Origin of the sequence: Bacillus sp. 7705b (genome assembly GCF_002289525.1) — a bacterium.
GTDB lineage: Bacteria > Bacillota > Bacilli > Bacillales > Bacillaceae > Bacillus > Bacillus halotolerans.
Genome location: NZ_NSDH01000045.1, coordinates 150,739 through 170,815, shown reverse-complemented (window position 1 = coordinate 170,815; position 20,077 = coordinate 150,739). Strand labels below are relative to the sequence as shown.

Sequence of the window (20,077 nt, the reverse complement as noted above, 5' to 3'; positions counted from 1 at the left end):
TTCACTTGAATCCTTTGTTACAGATTCTTTTGAAGAGTTTTCATTTGAATCCTTTGTTACAGATTCTTTTGAAGAATTTTCATTTGAATCTTTTGTTATGGCTTCTTCTGATCCTGTTGACTCTGATTCATCCTTGCCTATTTGGTTGTTATCTTGAGTCTCATCATTATTTTCTTCAGATTGTGAAGCAGAATCATTATCTGAAGAATTTTTTGATTCTTCGTTCTTACTGCCCGCACATCCAACGAGCAATAATACGAGCAGCAGCAGGGCAACATTACAATAAAAAATCTTTTTAAGTTTCTTCATTATCTCATTCCTCTCCTTCAATCAACAACATACCATAAAGGAAAAACATGTCAAGCATCTATAACCTAATAGAATGTACTCTTAGAGAGTTCAGTCTAAGGATGATTCTTAATACTAAGGCTTCAGCTCGAGCTTTCAACGAATATCCAAAAAGTAAGGGTAAATCGTCGAGTTAATTGGCTTCAATTGCCTCTGGCTAGTCATCCGAATTGAGCCGTTACCTATCTGTGCTTGATAGGTTTTAAGACGTATTTCAGCAGTTTCTAAGTTCGTATTTATTACGACTATCTTCACATCCTATGTCCTTGTCTGTATTTTTCCTGAATATGGTGCCGTGATGAATTTAGGAGAGGAGAAGAAACTGAAGAATCAAGGGAAAATGGTACTTTTCTATTAATTCCTTTTAATCATTTTGATCATAGCAGGGAATGCAGCTAGAATCAGCTGACATACCAACTCTCGACGGCTATTTTTGTAAAAATAGATTTCAGGTGCTGCACAGTATAAGCAGAAAATATGAAGTCCATCTGCAATTTCTTTTGCCCACAAGTCGAATTGGCAGTGCATGGAGTCAATGAATCAGAGATTGCAGCCCAGATGGCTTCGGCAGCTGCTATCGCTGCCTATTAGAGCCTTTTTGAAAAGAGAGATTATCATCTTGACGAGTTATTCGAACTCGATACAGCCGGTTCAAATCGACGGGCGATTTTTGATCAGTCATTCTTGTGTACTGTTCGATTGACACCATTTTAAAGAGAGTGAGATGATTGATGAAAAAATGGAGGAGAGATGAGAGATGCAGCCAGAAGATATTGTCCGAAGCGGTCCGAATCAATACATATGCAAACAAGGAATTGTAAAAGAGCTGCCGGCATTTGTGAAGGAATGGAAGCATCCTGTTGTTGTAACGGGCATCAAGTCGTATGAGGCGTTTCAAAAGTATGCTGCGATTCCGCCAGAGTGGAGAGTGATTCAGCATAAAGGGTACAGCTCGCCTGAAGCAATAAGGGAGATTGCGGAACAAGCGGCATCTGCTGATCTCATTATCGGGATTGGCGGCGGAACAGTGTTAGACACGGCAAAAGCTGTTGCAGATCATATGGATATCGAAGTCATAACTGTTCCGACAATCCCTGGAACTTGCGCGGCAAGCACGCCGCTGAGCGTGATCTATGATCAAGAAGGCAACTTTATCCGAGTCGATTATCATAAACGTTCCAGCTATTTGACACTCGTTGATCCGTTATTGCTGCTTTCTTCTCCTATCGAATATGTCAAAAGCGGAATTGGCGACACGCTTGCGAAGTGGTATGAAGCGGAAGCCATTATCAGAAATACGAAGGAGCCTGTTTCATTAATGGTCGAAGCAGGGCTTAGGCAGTCTGTCTATATTCGTGATCTTTTGCTGCAGGAAAGCCTTAAGGCTGTTGAAAGCCTTGAGAGAGGGGAAGCCTCGGCTTCTTTCACAGCTGTAGCAGAAACCATTATTACTTTGGCAGGAACTGTAGGCGGTTATGCCGGACGCTTCGGCAGGATGGCGGGTGCCCATGCGGTTCACAACGGTCTCAGTTTTATCCCGGAAACCCATCATGTACTGCACGGACAAAAGGTGGCGTACGGCATACTGATTCAGCTTGCGCTTGAGAAGAGAAATCAGGAAATTGAAGAGCTGATTCCGTTTTATCAGCAGCTTGGCTTCCCGGTGAAACTGAGTGATTTAGGCATTCATAAGGATCAAGAGCAAGCGAAGAAAGTCATTGCGGCTCATGCGTGCAAGCCGGAAGAATCGTTATGTTTGATGGGTTCTTTTTGTGAAGCGGATGTTGTGGCGGCAATTAATGTATTGGAATCATAAGCTAAAATAAGGGTTTTCTTATTTTAGCTTTTTTATTGCGAAATTTATTTTTTGAATATTTCAGTTATAATGGTTTTTGAACAGATAGGAGGGGCAAAGATGTATCAATCAAAGAAGGTTTTATTGTTAGGCTCAGGTGAACTGGGGAAAGAGGTTGTGATTGAAGCCCAGCGTCTCGGGGTAGAGACGGTGGCGGTAGACAGCTACGAGCATGCTCCGGCGATGCAGGTGGCGCATAAAAGCTATGTCATTGACATGCTGGATCGTGAGCAGATCAGACACATTATTGAGAAAGAAAAACCTGATTTGATTGTGCCTGAGGTTGAGGCAATCGCGACGGATGAATTGCTGAAGCTTGAAGAGGAAGGATTTCACGTGATCCCAAATGCGCGTGCAGCAAAGCTGACGATGGATCGGGAAGGCATCAGGCGGCTTGCGGCAGAAACGCTCGGGCTTGCGACGGCAGGCTATGAATTTGCGAATACATATGAAGAATTTGTACAGGCGGCAGCTCATATCGGCTTCCCTTGTGTCGTCAAACCGTTGATGAGTTCTTCGGGAAAAGGCCAAAGCGTATGCCGCTCAGAAGCGGACTTGGAGAGCTGCTGGGAGACGGCGATGGAAGGCGGACGAGTGAAGAACGGACGCGTGATCGTTGAGGAGTTTATCCCGTTTGAATCAGAGATTACACTCTTAACTGTGCGTGCAGTGAACGGTACGGTATTTTGTGCGCCGATCGGCCATGAGCAAAAGGATGGAGACTATATCGAATCATGGCAGCCTCATCATATGACAGAGCAGCAAATTGAAGAGGCGAAGCATATTGCGAAAGCCATTACTGATGAGCTTGGCGGGTACGGTCTGTTTGGTGTTGAGCTTTTCCTTGCGAAAGACAAGGTGTATTTCAGTGAGGTGTCTCCTCGACCGCATGATACAGGTCTTGTGACGCTGGTGACGCAAAATTTGTCGGAATTCGCGCTGCATGTTCGGGCGATTCTCGGCTTTCCGATTACAGAAATCACACAGCTTTCTCCAGGCGCCAGCCGGCCCCTCAAAGCACCGGAAGAGTCAGCGGATTACACTGTTGAAGGTTTGGAAAACGCGCTGGCAGTGCCAAATACACAAGTGCGCGTGTTTGGAAAGCCGATAACGAAGGTCGGACGCCGTATGGCGGTTGCGCTTTCTGCGGCTGACACTGTTGGAAAAGCGCGAGAGAACGCGAAGAAAGCGCTGGATCAACTATCGATTCAATAGACATGAAACAGACGGGCCTTGTCTTGATACATGGCCCGTTTTTTTTATCATCACCGCCAAAAATTGTATCATAAGAATCAAATTCTTGATTATAATGTAAAAGTCTTCCAATGAAATGGCTGGTTGACACAAAAGGAGGGGGATGACTAAAATGAGAGTAGTCTCAAGATTCAGAAAAAAATGCTTTGCAGGGTTTACGATTTTGTGTTTGGCAACGGCAGCGGCGGTATCTTTCGGAACGCCGGCAGAAGCGGCGGAGAACCCGCAAACCTCTGTCTCCAATACGGGAAAGGAAGCTGAAGTCAGCAATAACCAGACGTCGAAAGCGGAATTGGTTTCTGATCCTTATGAAGGAACCGGAAAAACAAGCAAAACATTACACGAGCTCATAGAATCAGAAAAAAACATTAAATCCTTAAAGCCTTCAAGTGTAATTGGATCTGATGAACGCGTCAGAATTTCAGGCACTACGTCATTTCCTTACAGAGCAACGGTTCAGCTATCTGTCAAATATCCCAATACCTCAAGCACTTATGGATGCACAGGCTTTTTAGTGAACCCGAATACTGTGGTAACGGCCGGACATTGTGTGTACAGCCAGGATCACGGGTGGGCTTCTTCGATCACTGCTGCGCCGGGCCGCAATGGTTCATCCTATCCATACGGCACTTATTCCGGCACGATGTTTTACTCCGTTAAAGGATGGACGGAAAGCAAAGATACCAATTATGATTACGGTGCAGTAAAACTAAATGGTTCTCCTGGCAACACGGTTGGCTGGTATGGTTATAGAACAACAAACAGCAGCAGCCCCGTCGGCCTCTCTACATCAGTTACAGGATTTCCGTGTGACAAGACTTTCGGCACCATGTGGTCTGATACAAAGCCGATTCGCTCTGCGGAAACGTATAAGCTGACCTATACAACTGATACGTACGGCTGCCAAAGCGGCTCGCCTGTTTACCGCAATTATAGTGATACGGGGCAGACGGCCATTGCAATCCATACCAACGGAGGATCGTCATATAACTTGGGAACAAGGGTGACGAATGATGTATTCAACAATATTCAATATTGGGCAAAGCAATAAATACGGTAAACTGGCCGTTTTCATTTCTATTTTGTTTTTATGCGGATGCAGCTCTCAGGCGCATTCAGATTCTGCTCAGAAAGAAACAACGATTCCTGTGACCCTTCATGTGGAAGACGATGCCGGGTTACCGATGGAAGGCGTTCAAGTGACGATTGTCAAAGCGCCGGCATCAGATCAGGAGCCGAATACAGAGATCGGTGAGATTCTCGGTTTGACAGACAAAAACGGAGACATCACATGGAATACCGGGAAAAAGGGTGACTATTCCATCGCCTTGACGAAGAATGAAACGTCTGTGACACATCAAGTGTCATTAACAAAGGACAAAAAAGATAAGGTTATTCCATTAGTCTTTAAAGAATAGACGGTTTTCCTTCAAGTTTAGGAAGAACGTCTTTTTTTTATTGATCTTCGTATATGATCAAACTATATACTGGAAAATTGTTATATGAGATAATAAGAATGGGTATTTTTTCTTACAAGAAAGGGCAGTCTCCTTTCTCTCTATATAAATGAAAGTCGGAGGAAAAAGAAAAAGATGAAACAGGATTCGATGCAGCTTGCCGCGGCTGAAGGCGGTACATGCTTTTACCAGGCTTATGATGAAAGCCTTTCTTTGTGGCCGATTGATTCGGAAGCTTTCTATGTTTCTACTCGTTTCGGAAAAACACATATCATGGCAAGTGGGCCAAAGGACGCACCTTCGCTTGTACTGCTTCACGGGGGGCTCTTCAGCTCTGTCATGTGGTATCCGAATATCGCCGAGTGGAGCGGTCAATATCGTACATATGCAGTCGATATAATAGGAGACAAAAATAAAAGTATACCATCAGCCTCTCTGGATACGAGAGCTGATTGCGCTCACTGGCTGAAAGATGTTTTTGATTCGCTTGGACTGGAGACAGCACATCTGGCCGGATTTTCCCTTGGCGGGCTTCATACAGTGAACTTTCTGCTTGATATGCCTGAAAGAGTGGAACGAGCGGTTGTCATGAGTCCTGCTGAAGCGTTTATATCATTTCATCCCGATGTCTATAAATATGCCGCAGGCCTTAGTGAGCCGAACGGGGCTGATGCTTACATCAAGTGGCTGACGGCCGGCCGCTATCAGCTTCATCCCATGCTGCAAAAGCAGATCAAGGCTGGAGTCAAGTGGCAGGATGAGAAAAGAAGCCTGACACCGAAAGAAAATGGCTTTCCCTACGTGTTCACAGACGCGGAGTTAAAGTCAATCACGGTTCCGATACTGCTGATGTTCGGCGAGCATGAAGTGATGTACCATCAGCAAATGGCTTTAGAAAGAGCTTCTGTATTAGTCGCGGGGATTCAGACGGAAATGGTCAAGAATGCGGGACACCTGTTACCTCTGGAGCAGCCGGACTATGTCAATAAACGTGTAATGTCATTTTTAGGCGAAAATGAAATGAGTACATAAATTGAAAAGACTGGCATTCATTGTTCAAAAGGTAACAAATGTTGTATAATAATAGAATTTGAGTGCTGCTTTTTTTCTGGCAGTCTATGTTATCATGTTTAATAGAGAGATTTTTCCTGTAACGCTGATTCGATATACAACGTCGTGTTGATATAAGGTTTTTTTCAATTGGAGGTTTGGTTACACTGTGAATTATATACCCAGTATGATTACGATAGGAAACTTTATTTGCGGGCTTTTGGCGGTTCATTCCTTAATATTTCACAACATCCATTCAGCAGTGATTTTCATTTTTACCGGCATGTTTCTCGATTTCTTCGATGGAATGGCTGCTCGTAAGCTGAATGCTGTATCGGATATGGGGAAAGAACTGGATTCATTTGCGGATCTGGTTACATTTGGCGTGGCGCCATCCATGCTCGCCTACAGTGTCGCTTTATATGCATTGCCGTTTATCGGGATACTATGCGCGCTGGCTTACAGTATTTGCGGAATGCTTCGGCTCTCTAAATTTAATGTTGAACAAAGCAAGCTTCCGACGTTTATCGGAATGCCGATTCCATTTGCGGCAATGTGTCTCGTCATTTTATGCTTTGTGAATAACCCGATTCTGCTGGCGCTCGGCACATGCGGGCTGTCTTATTTAATGGTGAGCAAAGTGAAATTTCCTCATTTTAAAAAACACGCAGCAGAAAATCTGGAGTCCGAAAGATGGAATTAGTGCAGCAGCTGATAGCGGATTATGGTTATCTCGCTATTTTTTTGATGCTTGTTCTTGGAATTATTGGATTGCCGATACCCGACGAAGTCATGATGACAATCGTCGGTTATTTTACGCATATTGATGTGCTGAATTATGAGCTTGCCATTTTTATCAGCTTTGTCGGAGCCCTGTTAGGGATGATGATCAGCTACATGATCGGCAGAAAGGCCGGGCGTCCGTTTATCGATAAGTATGGTAAATGGGTCGGTTTGAAAGAAAAGAGAATGCTGAAAGTAGAAAAATGGATGAAGAAATACGGACCGTATTCTCTTATATTAGGTTATTTTATTCCAGGCGTCCGGCATGTGACGTGTTACTTTTCGGGAATCGGCAAAATGGAGCTGAAAACGTATATCGCGTACGCGGCGATCGGCGCCTTTTTGTGGTGCTTTATTTTTATTACAATCGGAAGGGTTATAGGGATTATTCATGTTTAATACGGCTGTAAAGATTCTGTACCGATCATTGATAGAACTGACAAACCATCGATTATCATCCTGCCTGATCAAAGGATTTTGCGAATCGAAAATCAGTAAGCCGGTCATTCCGCTCTTCTCTAAACACTTTCAGATTAACTGGAATGATGTAGACGGAACGGCCGCTGACTACGGTTCGCTTTCCGAATTGTTTATTCGGAATATTAATTTGGAGCGGCGCCCTGTTTCAAAAGAGGCGCATGCTGTGGTCAGCCCCGTTGACGGTGTCGTTCAGACGATAGGGACGATCAATCATAATCAAACCTTTACGGTAAAGGGAAAAGACTACTCATTTGCTGAATTGACCGGCTGTAAAAGCGCTGATCATCAATACAACGGTGGATATTTCGTCGTGCTGTACTTAAGCCCGCGGCATTACCACCGTTTTCATTCCCCGATCAGCTGCACATATCAAAAGCTGGCAGAACTCGGGAACCGTTCATACCCGGTGAATCAGTTAGGATTAAAATACGGAAAAGATGTACTGTCGAAAAATTACCGAGTTGTTTATGAGTTGAATAGCGGCAATCGAAACGTGCTGATGATTCCTGTCGGCGCGATGAATATTAACTCCATCGTGCAGACCAGCACAGGTGATCAATTGAAGATCGGCGAGGAGCTGGGGTACTTTTCATTTGGTTCAACCGTCATTTTGATCTTTGAAAAAGACGCGTTCCGGCCGTCTGCTGATGTAACAGAAGGCCAAGAAGTCCAAGTCGGGCAACTGTTAGGTTATGGAGAGTAAAGAAGAGGAGCTCGCAAATGGAAGCGGCGCCTCTTTTTTTGAAGAAAGGTGAGAGTGATGGAAAAACAAATCGTCAGCTGGATACACATTATCAGCAAACCGGAGATGGAGCGGCTCTTCACAAGGTGCAGGAAGCGTGCTGGCCGATTGTGGAAACAGTTCTGCAAGAGGCGGCAACTGATGCAGAGCAAGTGAACGATTTGCGCCAAAAAGGATTGGAGCGGTTTCCATTCATCATCAGCAAATACCAATCGGATGTGCAGCTTCCGGTTGAAACGTTTTTGAGAAATACGTATCGGTTTTATTTTCATCAGGCAATGAAAGGCTCTTAAAAAAACGGCTTCTATCAGCAGAAGCTTTTTTTTTTATATAACTGAAAAGGAAACTTTTTCTATAACTATCTCGTAACTACTAGAGAACCTAGCAGAAAAGGAGAGATAGAATTGAAACATAAGTTAGTAATAATGACTTTGCCGCTGCTGATCGTCTGTCTGGCGTTTTCTTCTTTTGCGGCGCCCGCCCGTGCTGCTTCTGAAGAAAAACATTGGGATCGCTGGATTGAACGGAATGCCCATCCGCTGGATTCTTCCGATGCTTCAAACAAAGATCTTCGATTTCTGAAGAAAGTGCTGAAAGGAAAACGAATCGTCCAGTTAGGAGAAACCACACATGGCTCAGGTGAGATGAATGCAACAAAGGTCCGCATGATCAAATACCTCCACGAAGAACTGGGATATGATGTACTTGCCTTTGAGTCTGGCTTTCCCGAAGTAAATGCATCCTACCTTCACATGGATCAATTAACCCCGAAGAGCATGATGAAACAATCCATTTACCCCGTATGGCACACAGAAGATGTGGTTGAACTGTTTGATTATATGAAAGAGCAAAAAGAGAAAGGTGATCCGCTTATTCTCACTGGATTTGATATTCAAAGCCTGAAGAATTCATTCGACGGTGCTGCGAATCAATGGATAAAGGCGGTGGACCCTGAAAAAGCCGAGCTGCTTTCCCAATCAGAAAATGATTTTTTCAGCTTAGTGTCAAACAGCAAAACGATGGAAGAATTTACGCAAAAGAAGGAAGCGCTTGTGACAAACTACAGGGAGCTTATCAAGTTCGCTGACACACATGCTTCAACGCTAAAAGCGCACCTTCCGAAAGAGCCGAAAGCTTATGAGATCTTTGTGCATTCCCTTCAGCTGAGAATTGACGTAATGGAAACATACATGCTGGAAGAAATGAAAGAAAAGCTAATGGATTATCCGGAGAATATGGAGGATTTTTCATTCTTTATGAGAGACCGCATGATGGCTGAACAATTTCAGTGGGTTGCAGAAACGCTTTATCCAAAAAAGAAGATTATCGTCTGGGGGCACAATTACCATCTTCGCAAACAGAATACCAAAATGATAAAGGACTGGGTACAGCTAAACGGACCTAACATGGGTGATTATTTGCCTGAGCGGCTGAAAAAACAGACCTATACCATTGGAATCTATGCGTACTCTGGAGCCAGTCTGGATAGCTCCGATAATAAGACCGTTAATCCGGTAACAAGCCCGCCGCCGGCTGGAAGTCTTGAAGACTTGCTGAAAGCTGCGAACCATCCATCGGTCTTTGTTGATTTTCTCCATACCAAAAAAAGCAAAGGAACTTCATGGATGTATACGCCACGTACAGCGCTGTATTGGGGTTTCAAGGAGGAGCAAATGATATTGAAGGAACAATATGACGGTGTAATTTGGCTGGAGCATATAACGCCTTCTGTTATTATAAAGTGAGGAAAGAAGATCCCCTGTGTAAACACACAGGGGATTTTTACATATCGCAAAAATAATCAAAACATTTAAGGCGGGATCTTTTATTCTGAAACAGAAAGGAGATTAAAGTGTTCCATGTATTATGAAAAAGCTGTTCAGCAAACCATTGATTGGCTTGAATCACATTTGCATGAGCCGATATCTGGCAAGGATATTGTAAGCGTTTCAGGCTTTTCTAAATTTCATTTTCATTGGATTTTTCAAAAAGAAGTAGGCATGTCGGTTGCTTCTTATATACGTTTAAGACGCCTTGCGAATGCGGCAGCTGCTTTGCTTTATACAGATGTTCGCATTATCGACATTGCCTTGCATTATCAGTTTGAATCTCAAGAGGCGTTTACTCGGGCATTTAAAAAAACGTATCACATGCCGCCGGGAGCATATCGAACATTTATGAAACGTTTTACTGCAAAAAAGGAGGAATCTTGGATGGAGAAAAAAATGAAGGGCTGGGTATTAAGCGGTAGTCATCCATTTCAATTTGAAATAGGGGTTGATCGGGAAAATGTGCATCAGGGCAAGGCGTCGGGGTATTTAAAATCAACAATGGTGCAGGACATCGGGGAATTTGCGACGATGATGCAGCAATTTAAGGCGGACCGTTATCTCGGGAAAAGATTGCGTCTATCATGTTTTATCAAAACAAAAGGCGTAAAGCATTTCGCATCGCTTTGGATGCGGGTTGACAGTGCGGCTGAAGATGTTCTTCAATTTGATAATATGAGCAACAGGCCAATTACAGGAACAACCAATTGGAATCATTACGCTGTTGTTTTGGATGTTCCTGAAAATAGTGCTGTCATTTCATTCGGCGTTCAGTTATCGGGACCAGGCCAAGTGTGGATGGATCATGTTGTTTTTGAAGAGGTAGATGAGAGCGTTCCTTCAACAAATCTTGAAATGCCGGGAGAGCTTTTAGATGAGCCTGTTAATTTATCGTTTGAGGAAGAATTATAAGTATAGTTATCTGAAAAATACATGTGATTTTATTAGTAAATGAATGGAAAATACTATTGTTTTTCCCCGAACCCGCTCGCCTCCTGGGTTTGTAAGAGTTTGGATATTTTTATCAGTCTGGGCGGATGTGTTCATCTTTGAGATGTTTTCCTGTATGATATAGTAAGAGTGTGCATAACAACTAACTATATCATTGAACAGGGTGTTTATATCATGGAAAAACAATACAGAGTATTACTTTACTATAAATATGTTCCGATTGAAGAGCCGGAGGTGTTTAGAGAGCAGCATCTGGCTTTTTGTAAGGAGCTTGGTTTGTTAGGCCGTATTCTTGTATCAGCTGAAGGGATTAACGGTACGGTATCAGGTACGTTTGAGCAGACTGAACAATATATGCAAGCGATGAAAGCTGATCCTCGTTTTGCGGATATGGTGTTCAAGATTGATGTAGAAGAAAATCATGCGTTCAAGAAAATGTTCGTCCGTCATAAAAAAGAGCTTGTGACGCTTCGCCTTGAGGATGATGTGGATCCAAATGAAACAACAGGAAAGCATTTGAAGCCTAAAGAATTCTTTGAAAAGATGCAGGATCCTGATACAGTCGTCCTTGATGCGCGTAATGATTATGAATATGATCTCGGCCATTTTAGAGGAGCTGTCCGTCCTGACATCGAGGCGTTCCGTGAATTGCCAGAGTGGATCGAAGAAAATAAAGAGATGCTTGAAGGCAAAAAGATTTTGACATACTGCACGGGCGGCGTGCGCTGTGAAAAATTCTCAGGCTGGCTGATGAAGCAAGGCTTTGAAGATGTATCACAGCTTGACGGCGGAATCGTCACATACGGAAAAGATCCTGAGGTGCAAGGAAAGCTTTGGGACGGCCAATGCTACGTATTCGATGAAAGAATCAGCGTGCCGGTCAACCGTGTCGAGCATGTCATTGTCGGAAAAGACTACTTTACAGGTGAACCGTGTGAACGGTATGTCAACTGTGCAAATCCATCATGCAATAAGAAAATCATATGCACACCGGAAAATGAATACAAATATATGCGCAGCTGCAGCCACGAATGCCGCACGAACCCAAGAAACTTATATGTACAAGAACACAATATGACTGCGGAAGAAGTTAGCGCCAGACTTGCAGCGATTGAAAAAGAAGAGCACGCTGCTGCTGAATAATATGGAAAGAACACCTCTCATGCAGAGAGGTGTTCTTTTTTTACATGCTTTCCGTTTGTCCGTTTGCGGCGGCCCATTCTTTTTGGCGGAAGGCCTTTTCCCATTTAGAAACCACGATGCAGGCGACCGCGTGTCCCGGTACATTAACACCTGTTCGGGCCATATCCATGATGCGGTCCACGCCTGCAATAATGGCGACGCCTTCGGCAGGCAGCCCCACAGCGTTTGCAGTCGCCAAAAGAACGACAAGGGAGCCCGACGGAACAGCGGCGATGCCTTTGCTGGTCATAACAAGCACAAGCATCATGAGAAGCTGCTGTGACAGCGTCATGTCTACATTGAAGGCCTGTGCCAAAAATATACAGGAAACCGATAAGTATAGGCTTGATCCGTCACAATTCAGCGATAAGCCGGAGGGAACGACAAATGATACCACCCGCTTCGGACAGCCGTATTTCTCCATTCGATCCATAAGCTGAGGAAGAACGGTTTCGGTGCTGGTTGTAGAAAACGCAATCAGAAACAGATCCCATATCATTTTCAGCACTTCAAAATACTTAATGTGAAAGATGAGACCAACAAGCGGAAAGAGGACAAAGAGGATCAGAAACAGACCAAGAAAAACAGTACCGACCAATTTAAACATGGGGAGGAGGAGTTCAATGCCATATTGGCCTACAGAGGCGGCCATCAGGGCAAGCACGCCGATAGGAGCGGTCACCATGACGATTTGCGTCAGTTTAAACATAATCTGAGCGACCGATTCAAAAAAATTCATCACTGGTTCAGAGGCTTTGCCGATGCCAGCGGCGGCAACACCGAATAAAATCGCAAAGAAAATGACAGCGAGTAAATCGTTTCTGGCCATGACATCAATAATGTTTGTCGGGATAATATCGAGGATCATTTGTTTGATATCCACGACTTTCTCTGTATAGCCGGAAAGTTCATGAATATCTTTTTTCGCTAAGTGAGAAAGATCCAGCCCGACGCCCGGTTTTAAGACATTTGCCAATAAAAGTCCCAGGCCCAGCACCAAAGTGGTGATCACTTCAAACCAGATAATGGTCTTTACGCCGAGGCTGCCCATCTTTTTCATACTTCCGCTTCCAGCAGCTCCGATGACAATGGTAGAAAATACAATCGGCACGACAATCATTTTAATCAAGCGGATAAATCCGTCACCGACAGGCCTGAGCGCCATTCCGAAATCAGGAAAAAAGTGGCCGATTACTGCGCCGATAGCCAATGCGATTAAAATTTGAAACGCGATAAATTTTTTCAAATGAATCCCCCTTTAGAATGATATGATGAGGCTTATTCATACCATTCGTGAATCAAATGCAAACCCCTTTTTTAAAAATTTATTTTGATAGCGCTTTCATTATGTTGGATAAAAAGTCCCCCGCGTCAGGGGACTTTTTTACTTCATGTTCATACGGTTCATTTGTTCCTCAGATACATTTGTGAAAATAATAGGCGTTATGGCGGAAGCAGCATGCTGCTTAATGTAATTCAGTTCAAAGGTTAGAAGCAGTTCGCCTTGTTTGACGGTTTGGCCGCTCGTGACATGAGCTTCAAAGCCTTCTCCGTTCAGCTTCACCGTATCAATGCCGACATGAATCAACATTTCCGTGCCGCCAGCGCTTGTAAAGCCAATGGCGTGCTTTGTCGGAAATATCGATACAATCTCGCCGTCAGCGGGGGCAACGACTTTTCCTTCTGTTGGATCAATCGCGAAACCCTCACCCATCATTTTTTCTGAAAATACCTGGTCAGGCACGTCGGATAGGGAGAGTTTTTCTCCTTGTATCGGATATATAAAAGACTCTTCGGCAGGAGGCTCCTGCTGGGTCTCGGCTTCAGCATCAAGCGCCGCGGCGGCAGCCGGGACACCTCCAGCTATAATCGTTTTGATATCATCTTTTAAAGCATCTGACTTTGTGCCGAAAATCGCTTGGAAGTTGTTGTTCACTTCTAACACACCTACCGCCCCAAGCTGCTTTAGTTCGTCTTTGTTTACTTGGCTTGGCTGATGAACGGTGACACGCAGCCTTGTAATACATGCGTCGAGGTTGGCGATATTTTGCTGGCCGCCCAGCGCCTGCAATACGTGGAAGGCGAGCTGGTCTTTTGAAACAGGAGATTTGGCTTCACTTTGATCATCTTCATCTGCTTCACGGCCGGGTGTTTTCAGATTCCATTTCAAAATCGCATAACGGAACAAATAGTAATAAATGAAGGCGAAGACGATCCCGACAGGAATGACGACCCAGCCGTTTGTCGAAAGCCCGTAATTCAGCACATAGTCAATGCCGCCGCCGGAGAAGGTGTAGCCGTGACGGACATGGAACAGATCACACACGACAAAGATGATGCCGGCAAGAATAGAGTTTATTAAATAAAGCACAGGCGCGACGAACAAGAAAGCAAATTCAACTGGCTCTGTAATTCCAGTGAGCATAGACGTAAGCGCTGCTGAAATCATGACGCCGGAAATCATTTTCTTTTTTTCGGGCCGCGCGGTATGGATGATGGCAAGCGCGATTGCCGGCAGACAGAAAATCATGTAAGGGAAATCGCCCATCATAAAACGTCCCGCAGTCGGGTCTCCGGCGAAAAACCTTGTCAGATCGCCGGTTACGGTATTGCCTGTCGATGGATCTGTGTATTCGCCCATCATAAAATAGAAAGGTGTATAAAAAATATGATGCAGTCCAAAAGGAATCAGTAAGCGATAGATTGTTGCATAAAAGAACAGGCCGACCGTTGAATCGGCAATTAAGCTGCTGGCGGCGTTAATTCCGTTTTGAATTAGCGGCCAAACAAATGAGAAAATAACGCCGATGACCAATGAACTTACCGAAGTAATAATCGGGACAAATCGTTTTCCTGAGAAAAATCCAAGGACGGGGTGCAGCTCTATTGATGAAAAACGCTTGTACAAATATGCGGCAAGCAGCCCGATGATAATGCCGCCGAATACCCCCATATCAATCAGATGCTCGGCCCCTTCATAAGGAGGCTGAAGGCCGAGTAGTTTTCCCATGTTATCCAGGGTGACGGTTAAAATCAAGTATCCGATGACAGCGGCAAGCCCGGCTACTCCTTCGCCGCCAGCTAAACCAATCGCGACACCTACGGCAAAAATCAGCGGCAGGTTATCGAATACAACGCCGCCCGCATCCTTTATAATAGGAATGTTAAGTAAATCCTTGTCACCGAAACGGAGCAGCAGACCGGCTGCCGGCAGGACGGCAACCGGAGTCATCAAAGCGCGGCCGAGCTGTTGCAGAATTTGAAATGCCTTTTTAAACATAACAGTCTCCTTCTATTTGTTTTATAAGTTCTTCAGTTTTTGAGCTGCTTTTTGATCGGCGATAACGGTTACATGATTGTGTTTTTGAAGAATCGAGGCCGGTACGTCCGGCGTCACAGGCCCTTCAGCCATTTTTCGGATCGCGTCCGCTTTTTCCTCGCCATTTGCTAATAACACAATGTGTTTACTGAATTCCATGATCGTTTTTATGCCCATTGAAACGGCAAGCCTCGGCACAAGTACAGGATCGCCGCCGAAAAATCTGGCATTTGCCTGTATCGTGCTTTCAGACAGCCTGACGATTCGTGTCCGGTCCTCAAAATCAGAGCCGGGTTCATTAAAGCCAATATGGCCATTCGAGCCGATGCCAAGGATTTGCACATCAATGCCTCCCGCCTGGCGGATAAGTTCCTCATACACTTTGCACTCAGCCTCAAGCTGGGGATTGTCTCCTTGCGGGATATGAATATGGTCAGGCTGAACATTGATATGCTGAAAAAGATGCTCGTGCATAAATTTGTTATAACTTTGTGGATGAGATGGAGACAGGCCTGCGTATTCATCCAAATTAAATGTTATAACCTTTGAAAAATCAATTTCGCCTGCCTGATAGTCTGAAATGAGCTGTTTGTATAAGCCGATCGGCGTGCTGCCGGTAGCCAGACCAAGAACGGCATCTTTCTTTGCCTGTACATATTCCTTAATCATGTTAGCGCTTAACTTACAGAGATCTTCATAATGATCAGCAACGATGATCTTCATCTGACACCCCCTCAATGAAATAGACAAGCATCATATTTGTTATGATCAATTTATGATATTTGTCATTACGAATTTAGCACCATCGCCATAAAATTGTCAACGTTATTTTCTGAAAATTTGTTACAAAAGGAAGTACAAATCTTTCAAAATAGGAATGCAGATGGTATTATGGTTTCATTCAAAAAGATCGGTTTACATACAGAATGGGGAGGATGAAATGGCAGCTTTATATTCTGTTATCAAATTTAAAATCATTGAATTAATCAAGTCGGGCAAATATCAGGCGAATGATCAGCTGCCGACAGAGAGCGAGTTTTGCGAGCAATATGATGTCAGCAGAACAACTGTAAGGCTGGCTTTGCAGCAGCTTGAGCTTGAAGGATATATTCAGAGAATCCAAGGAAAAGGAACATTTGTATCGGCAGCTAAAATCCAAACGCCGATTCCGCATAAGATTACGAGTTTTGCAGAACAAATGAGGGGGCTGCGTTCTGAGTCAAAAGTGCTTGAACTTGTGGTGATCCCTGCCGATCATTCCATAGCCGAGCTGCTGAAAATGAAAGAGAATGAGCCTGTTAACAAGCTTATCAGAGTCAGATACGCCGAGGGTGAACCTTTGCAATACCATACCTCATATATACCTTGGAAAGCGGCACCGGGATTAGCGCAGGAAGAGTGCACCGGATCTCTGTTTGAATTATTAAGAACAAAATACAATATCGAAATCAGCAGGGGGACGGAATCGATCGAACCGATTTTAACGGATGAAACGATCAGCGGGCACCTGTTAACCAATGTTGGAGCGCCTGCATTTTTATCGGAATCCCTCACCTATGACAAAAATGAAGAAGTAGTAGAATATGCACAAATTATTACACGAGGAGACCGAACGAAATTCACCGTAGAACAGTCATATCAATCGTAAAGCAATGGGAGATAAAGAAAACGCTTTATTGTTTTAGGAAGTGATGAGGAGGACTGGTTCTATGTTTCTATTGATGAATGAGAAAGTAGTGTGGGGGTCTGTCATTGCGGCTGTCATACTCTCTATGGTGTTTTATCCTTTTCTTCCGGCAGATATGCCGATTCATTATGATGTAACGAACAGCCCGGATTTGACGGTCAACAAGCTGGCTGGAACAGCTATTTTGCCGGCATTGATGATTGTTTTTGCATTGGCGCGGAAGGTCAACTGGCAGTTAGGGATCGCGGTTTATATTCTGCTGATTGGTCATGCTGTCATTTTGTTTTTAGCAGTTTAACGAAAACAGCCGGAAAAATCTCTGGCTGTTTTTTCTTTAACTTCACCTTCATCTTACACTAAATGTAGTGTATAATAGCCGAAGACGATAAAGAATATTCTGACATTTATATTTGAGCCCTCTTATATCAAATGAGAACGGAAAACCGCCTGTAAAAAAGAAAGGCATTACCGATTTGCAGCTCAAAATTGACAGAAAATTTAAACAAATTCATCTAGAAAGGTGTGCTTATCAGTGAACAAGCTTATTGAACGAGAGAAAATCACATCAAAGAAGGAAAAACCAGACCCTTCATCCTTAGGGTTCGGCAAATACTTTACAGATTATATGTTTGTGATGGATTATGAGGAGGAAAAGGGCTGGCATCGTCCAAGACTTACTCCTTATGCACCGATTATGCTCGATCCATCCTCTTCTGTTTTCCATTACGGCCAGGCTGTTTTTGAAGGTTTGAAAGCATACAGAACTGAAGATGGCAGGGTGCTGCTGTTCAGGCCGGAGCAAAATATTAAAAGGCTGAACAGATCATGTCAGCGAATGAGTATGCCTCCTGTAGACGAAGAGCTGGTGCTGGAGGCACTGACGCAATTGGTCGAGCTGGAAAAAGAGTGGGTTCCGAGGGAAAAGGGAACGTCGCTGTATATTCGTCCGTTTGTTATTGCCACTGAACCGAGTCTCGGTGTAAAGGCGTCAAAAAACTATACATTTATGATCGTGCTTTCGCCTGTCGGCTCTTACTATGGCGATCAGCTGCAGCCGATTAACATCTATGTGGAAGATGAGTTTGTGCGGGCAGTTAATGGCGGAGTCGGAAATGCCAAGACGTCAGGAAATTACGCGGCGAGTCTTCAGGCGCAGCAGAAGGCGAATGAATTAGGCTATGATCAGGTGCTATGGCTGGATGCCATTGAAAAGAAATACGCGGAAGAAGTAGGGAGCATGAATATCTTTTTCGTCATAAATGGAGAAGTTGTGACTCCTGCATTAAGCGGAAGCATTTTGAGCGGGATTACACGAGCTTCTGCTATTGAGCTGATCAGAAGCTGGGGCATCCCGGTCCGGGAAGAAAAGATATCGATCGATGATATTTATGCAGCCTCCGCACGAGGGGAATTGACAGAGGTATTCGGCACAGGTACGGCTGCGGTTGTTACGCCTGTCGGCGAACTCAATATTCATGGAAGAACGGTGATTGTGAACGACAGGCAAATAGGAGAAATCTCAAAAAAGCTGTATCAAACGATAACTGACATTCAGCTTGGAAAAGTGAAAGACCCGTTTCATTGGACAGTGGAAGTATGAGGATAGAAAAAGAACCTGCCTTGGGGCAGGTTCTTTTATTTTGAATGGGTCATATCAGCGGCCGGACGGCTTTTGCGGTTTTTCGTGTAATACACCGCATAGCAGATGGCCATAAACGGCACACCGCAATATAACGCGATTCTTTGATTCGGATCAAAGGCAATGCCAATCACGGATGCCAGACATAAAAGAAATGCGGCAATCGGCACAAATGGGTACCAAGGCGTTCGGTATTTCAAATCTGTGACCTTGTTTCCCGCTTCCAGATAACGTTTTCTGAACATGAATTGAGAAGCGGCGATGCCCATCCAAACGACAACGACGGCAAAGCCGGAAATCGACACGAGTATAACGTAAACAGTGTCTGGCGCAAATACGCTGGACAGTAATGACAGGATGCCGCCGATCATGCTGAACACCAGCGCGTTTAGCGGGATTCCCTTTGATGTCAGCTTTGCAAATGTTGGGTGAAGCGTCTGTTCTTTTGACAGTGACCAAAGCATACGGGACGAAGCGTAAAGTCCGGAATTAGCGGCTGACAGGATGGCTGTCAGAATGACAAAGTTCATGATGTCAGCTGCGTACGGTACACCGACTCTGTCAAAGACTGCAACGAATGGGCTTTTGATAACGCCCGCTTCTTGAATCGGAATCAGCCCTGAGAGTACAAAAATGGTTCCGATAAAAAAGAGTGAGAGGCGCCAGACCGTTGTTTTAATCGCTTTTGGTATGGTCTTGTCGGGATCGACGCTTTCACCCGCGGCAATTCCGATCAGCTCAGTTCCCGAGAAGGCAAAGTTGACAGACAGCATGGTCATGAAAATGGGGACAAATCCATTCGGAAAGAGCCCGCCTTCCGCTGTGAAGTTTGACAGCATCGGAGCAGCGCCCCCGTCTTTGATCGGGATGATGCCGAACATAGCGGCGCCGCCTAAAAGAATAAATAATACAATGGCTAATACTTTAATGCTGGAAAACCAAAACTCTGATTCAGCGAAAAACTTGACTGAAAACGCGTTGAGCAAGAAAATCAACAAAGCAAAAACGGCGCTCCACATCCAAACAGACGTATCGGGGAACCAGCGCTGCATTAGCAGGCCTGCCGCTGTAAATTCAGATCCCAATGCAACGACCCATGTGAGCCAGTACAGCCAGGCGACCGTAAAACCTGTGCCCGGCCCTATGTATGTTGCTGCATAGGTATGAAACGCGCCTGTCACTGGCATGGCTACAGACAATTCGCCAAGGCACAGCATGACCAAATAGACAATTCCCGCGCCGACTAAGTACGCAAGGATGGTTCCGGCAGGGCCTGCTTGCTGTATGGTATAGCCTGAACTTAAGAACAGACCGGTTCCGATGACGCCTCCTAATGAAAGCATAAAGAGGTGTCTGCTTTTCATACTTCTCTGAAAGTTTGTCTCATTCTTGTTGTGAGCGGATTTCATCTTTTTCCAACTTTCTATACGGCGATTTGATGGCTTCCTAATAAAAAATCTCATGTCAGCGGGTGACACGAGATTCCGGCAAGCCGGCTTTT

The 20,077-nt window shown here is 44.5% G+C and carries 18 protein-coding genes and 2 pseudogenes; 15 read left to right on the top strand and 5 right to left on the bottom strand.

The genetic code is table 11. The annotated features are described in order from the left end of the window. Window positions 1-309, bottom strand: a pseudogene (locus tag CJU60_RS17955) (hypothetical protein); the annotation flags it as partial. 796 nt (window positions 310-1,105) lie between these two features. Between CJU60_RS17955 and CJU60_RS17950 the strand changes: the two are divergent. The 12 genes and pseudogenes from CJU60_RS17950 (at window position 1,106) to trhO (ending at window position 11,892) form a co-directional block, all read left to right on the top strand. Then, entirely contained in the window at window positions 1,106-2,164 is a 1,059-nt protein-coding gene (locus tag CJU60_RS17950; protein ID WP_095714505.1) for an iron-containing alcohol dehydrogenase family protein, read from the top strand. Between the two features lie 99 nt (window positions 2,165-2,263). After that, the gene (gene purT / locus CJU60_RS17945) at window positions 2,264-3,418 is read left to right on the top strand and encodes a phosphoribosylglycinamide formyltransferase 2 (protein ID WP_095714504.1); all 1,155 of its coding nucleotides are present in this window, start codon (window positions 2,264-2,266) and stop codon (window positions 3,416-3,418) included. Window positions 3,419-3,569: 151 nt separating this feature from the next. Next, window positions 3,570-4,508, top strand: a complete 939-nt coding sequence (locus CJU60_RS17940; protein WP_095714503.1) for a trypsin-like serine peptidase — start codon at window positions 3,570-3,572, stop codon at window positions 4,506-4,508. Then, entirely contained in the window at window positions 4,471-4,875 is a 405-nt protein-coding gene (locus tag CJU60_RS17935; protein WP_095714502.1) for a DUF2606 family protein, read from the top strand. Before CJU60_RS17940 ends, CJU60_RS17935 begins: the two co-directional genes overlap by 38 nt. Before the next feature lie 174 nt (window positions 4,876-5,049). After that, a complete protein-coding gene (gene cesB, locus CJU60_RS17930) occupies window positions 5,050-5,946 on the top strand; it encodes an enantioselective carboxylesterase CesB (RefSeq protein ID WP_095714501.1) in 897 nt (298 codons plus the stop codon). Between the two features lie 187 nt (window positions 5,947-6,133). Then, window positions 6,134-6,667, top strand: a complete 534-nt coding sequence (pssA, locus tag CJU60_RS17925) for a CDP-diacylglycerol--serine O-phosphatidyltransferase (RefSeq protein ID WP_095714500.1) — start codon at window positions 6,134-6,136, stop codon at window positions 6,665-6,667. Beyond that, window positions 6,658-7,146, top strand: coding sequence for a DedA family protein (locus CJU60_RS17920; protein WP_024120066.1), 489 nt, complete (start codon window positions 6,658-6,660; stop codon window positions 7,144-7,146). The genes pssA and CJU60_RS17920 overlap by 10 nt, the downstream gene beginning before the upstream one ends. Next, window positions 7,139-7,930, top strand: a complete 792-nt coding sequence (locus CJU60_RS17915) for a phosphatidylserine decarboxylase (protein WP_095714499.1) — start codon at window positions 7,139-7,141, stop codon at window positions 7,928-7,930. Before CJU60_RS17920 ends, CJU60_RS17915 begins: the two co-directional genes overlap by 8 nt. Before the next feature lie 57 nt (window positions 7,931-7,987). Next, window positions 7,988-8,262: pseudogene (locus CJU60_RS17910) on the top strand (hypothetical protein). Between the two features lie 132 nt (window positions 8,263-8,394). Then, entirely contained in the window at window positions 8,395-9,714 is a 1,320-nt protein-coding gene (locus tag CJU60_RS17905; RefSeq protein ID WP_483294937.1) for an erythromycin esterase family protein, read from the top strand. A gap of 114 nt (window positions 9,715-9,828) precedes the next feature. Further along, window positions 9,829-10,710 (top strand): helix-turn-helix domain-containing protein, encoded by an 882-nt coding sequence (locus tag CJU60_RS17900; protein ID WP_095714497.1) that lies wholly within the window; start codon window positions 9,829-9,831, stop codon window positions 10,708-10,710. Window positions 10,711-10,923: 213 nt separating this feature from the next. After that, entirely contained in the window at window positions 10,924-11,892 is a 969-nt protein-coding gene (gene trhO / locus CJU60_RS17895; RefSeq protein ID WP_095714496.1) for an oxygen-dependent tRNA uridine(34) hydroxylase TrhO, read from the top strand. 40 nt (window positions 11,893-11,932) lie between these two features. On the opposite strand, the gene gltP is transcribed toward trhO, so the two are convergent. From gltP to nagB, 3 genes are all read right to left on the bottom strand, one after another. Beyond that, the gene (gltP, locus tag CJU60_RS17890) at window positions 11,933-13,177 is read right to left on the bottom strand and encodes a glutamate-aspartate/proton symporter GltP (RefSeq protein ID WP_024120072.1); all 1,245 of its coding nucleotides are present in this window, start codon (window positions 13,175-13,177) and stop codon (window positions 11,933-11,935) included. A gap of 138 nt (window positions 13,178-13,315) precedes the next feature. After that, window positions 13,316-15,211, bottom strand: coding sequence for a glucose-specific PTS transporter subunit IIBC (ptsG, locus tag CJU60_RS17885; RefSeq protein ID WP_095714495.1), 1,896 nt, complete (start codon window positions 15,209-15,211; stop codon window positions 13,316-13,318). 21 nt (window positions 15,212-15,232) lie between these two features. After that, complete coding sequence (gene nagB, locus CJU60_RS17880; protein ID WP_095714494.1) at window positions 15,233-15,973, bottom strand: glucosamine-6-phosphate deaminase; 741 nt, start codon at window positions 15,971-15,973, stop codon at window positions 15,233-15,235. Between the two features lie 217 nt (window positions 15,974-16,190). On the opposite strand from nagB, the gene gamR reads away from it, so the two are divergent. The 3 genes from gamR to CJU60_RS17865 all read left to right on the top strand — a co-directional run bounded on the left by gamR (window position 16,191) and on the right by CJU60_RS17865 (window position 18,537). Beyond that, the gene (gamR, locus tag CJU60_RS17875) at window positions 16,191-16,898 is read left to right on the top strand and encodes a transcriptional regulator GamR (RefSeq protein ID WP_024120075.1); all 708 of its coding nucleotides are present in this window, start codon (window positions 16,191-16,193) and stop codon (window positions 16,896-16,898) included. Between the two features lie 61 nt (window positions 16,899-16,959). Beyond that, on the top strand, window positions 16,960-17,235 hold the full coding sequence (locus CJU60_RS17870; RefSeq protein WP_024120076.1) for a DUF1648 domain-containing protein: 276 nt from the start codon (window positions 16,960-16,962) through the stop codon (window positions 17,233-17,235). Between the two features lie 234 nt (window positions 17,236-17,469). Beyond that, window positions 17,470-18,537: a branched-chain amino acid aminotransferase gene (locus tag CJU60_RS17865; RefSeq protein WP_024120077.1), complete on the top strand. Its 1,068-nt coding sequence runs from the start codon at window positions 17,470-17,472 to the stop codon at window positions 18,535-18,537. Window positions 18,538-18,572: 35 nt separating this feature from the next. On the opposite strand, the gene mmuP is transcribed toward CJU60_RS17865, so the two are convergent. Then, a complete protein-coding gene (gene mmuP, locus CJU60_RS17860; protein WP_095714493.1) occupies window positions 18,573-19,985 on the bottom strand; it encodes an S-methylmethionine permease in 1,413 nt (470 codons plus the stop codon). Window positions 19,986-20,077 lie beyond the last annotated feature (92 nt).

Bases quoted from the DNA above. Each gene is read 5' to 3' on its own strand.
- gamR (WP_024120075.1), top strand. From the start codon at position 16,191: ATGGCAGCTTTATATTCTGTTATCAAATTTAAAATCATTGAATTAATC.
- CJU60_RS17950 (WP_095714505.1), top strand. From the start codon at position 1,106: ATGCAGCCAGAAGATATTGTCCGAAGCGGTCCGAATCAATACATATGC.
- CJU60_RS17935 (WP_095714502.1), top strand. From the start codon at position 4,471: ATGTATTCAACAATATTCAATATTGGGCAAAGCAATAAATACGGTAAA.
- purT (WP_095714504.1), top strand. From the start codon at position 2,264: ATGTATCAATCAAAGAAGGTTTTATTGTTAGGCTCAGGTGAACTGGGG.
- CJU60_RS17870 (WP_024120076.1), top strand. From the start codon at position 16,960: ATGTTTCTATTGATGAATGAGAAAGTAGTGTGGGGGTCTGTCATTGCG.
- ptsG (WP_095714495.1), bottom strand. From the start codon at position 15,211: ATGTTTAAAAAGGCATTTCAAATTCTGCAACAGCTCGGCCGCGCTTTG.
- CJU60_RS17940 (WP_095714503.1), top strand. From the start codon at position 3,570: ATGAGAGTAGTCTCAAGATTCAGAAAAAAATGCTTTGCAGGGTTTACG.
- nagB (WP_095714494.1), bottom strand. From the start codon at position 15,973: ATGAAGATCATCGTTGCTGATCATTATGAAGATCTCTGTAAGTTAAGC.
- CJU60_RS17900 (WP_095714497.1), top strand. From the start codon at position 9,829: ATGTATTATGAAAAAGCTGTTCAGCAAACCATTGATTGGCTTGAATCA.
- cesB (WP_095714501.1), top strand. From the start codon at position 5,050: ATGAAACAGGATTCGATGCAGCTTGCCGCGGCTGAAGGCGGTACATGC.
- mmuP (WP_095714493.1), bottom strand. From the start codon at position 19,985: ATGAAATCCGCTCACAACAAGAATGAGACAAACTTTCAGAGAAGTATG.
- CJU60_RS17905 (WP_483294937.1), top strand. From the start codon at position 8,395: ATGACTTTGCCGCTGCTGATCGTCTGTCTGGCGTTTTCTTCTTTTGCG.
- CJU60_RS17915 (WP_095714499.1), top strand. From the start codon at position 7,139: ATGTTTAATACGGCTGTAAAGATTCTGTACCGATCATTGATAGAACTG.
- trhO (WP_095714496.1), top strand. From the start codon at position 10,924: ATGGAAAAACAATACAGAGTATTACTTTACTATAAATATGTTCCGATT.
- CJU60_RS17920 (WP_024120066.1), top strand. From the start codon at position 6,658: ATGGAATTAGTGCAGCAGCTGATAGCGGATTATGGTTATCTCGCTATT.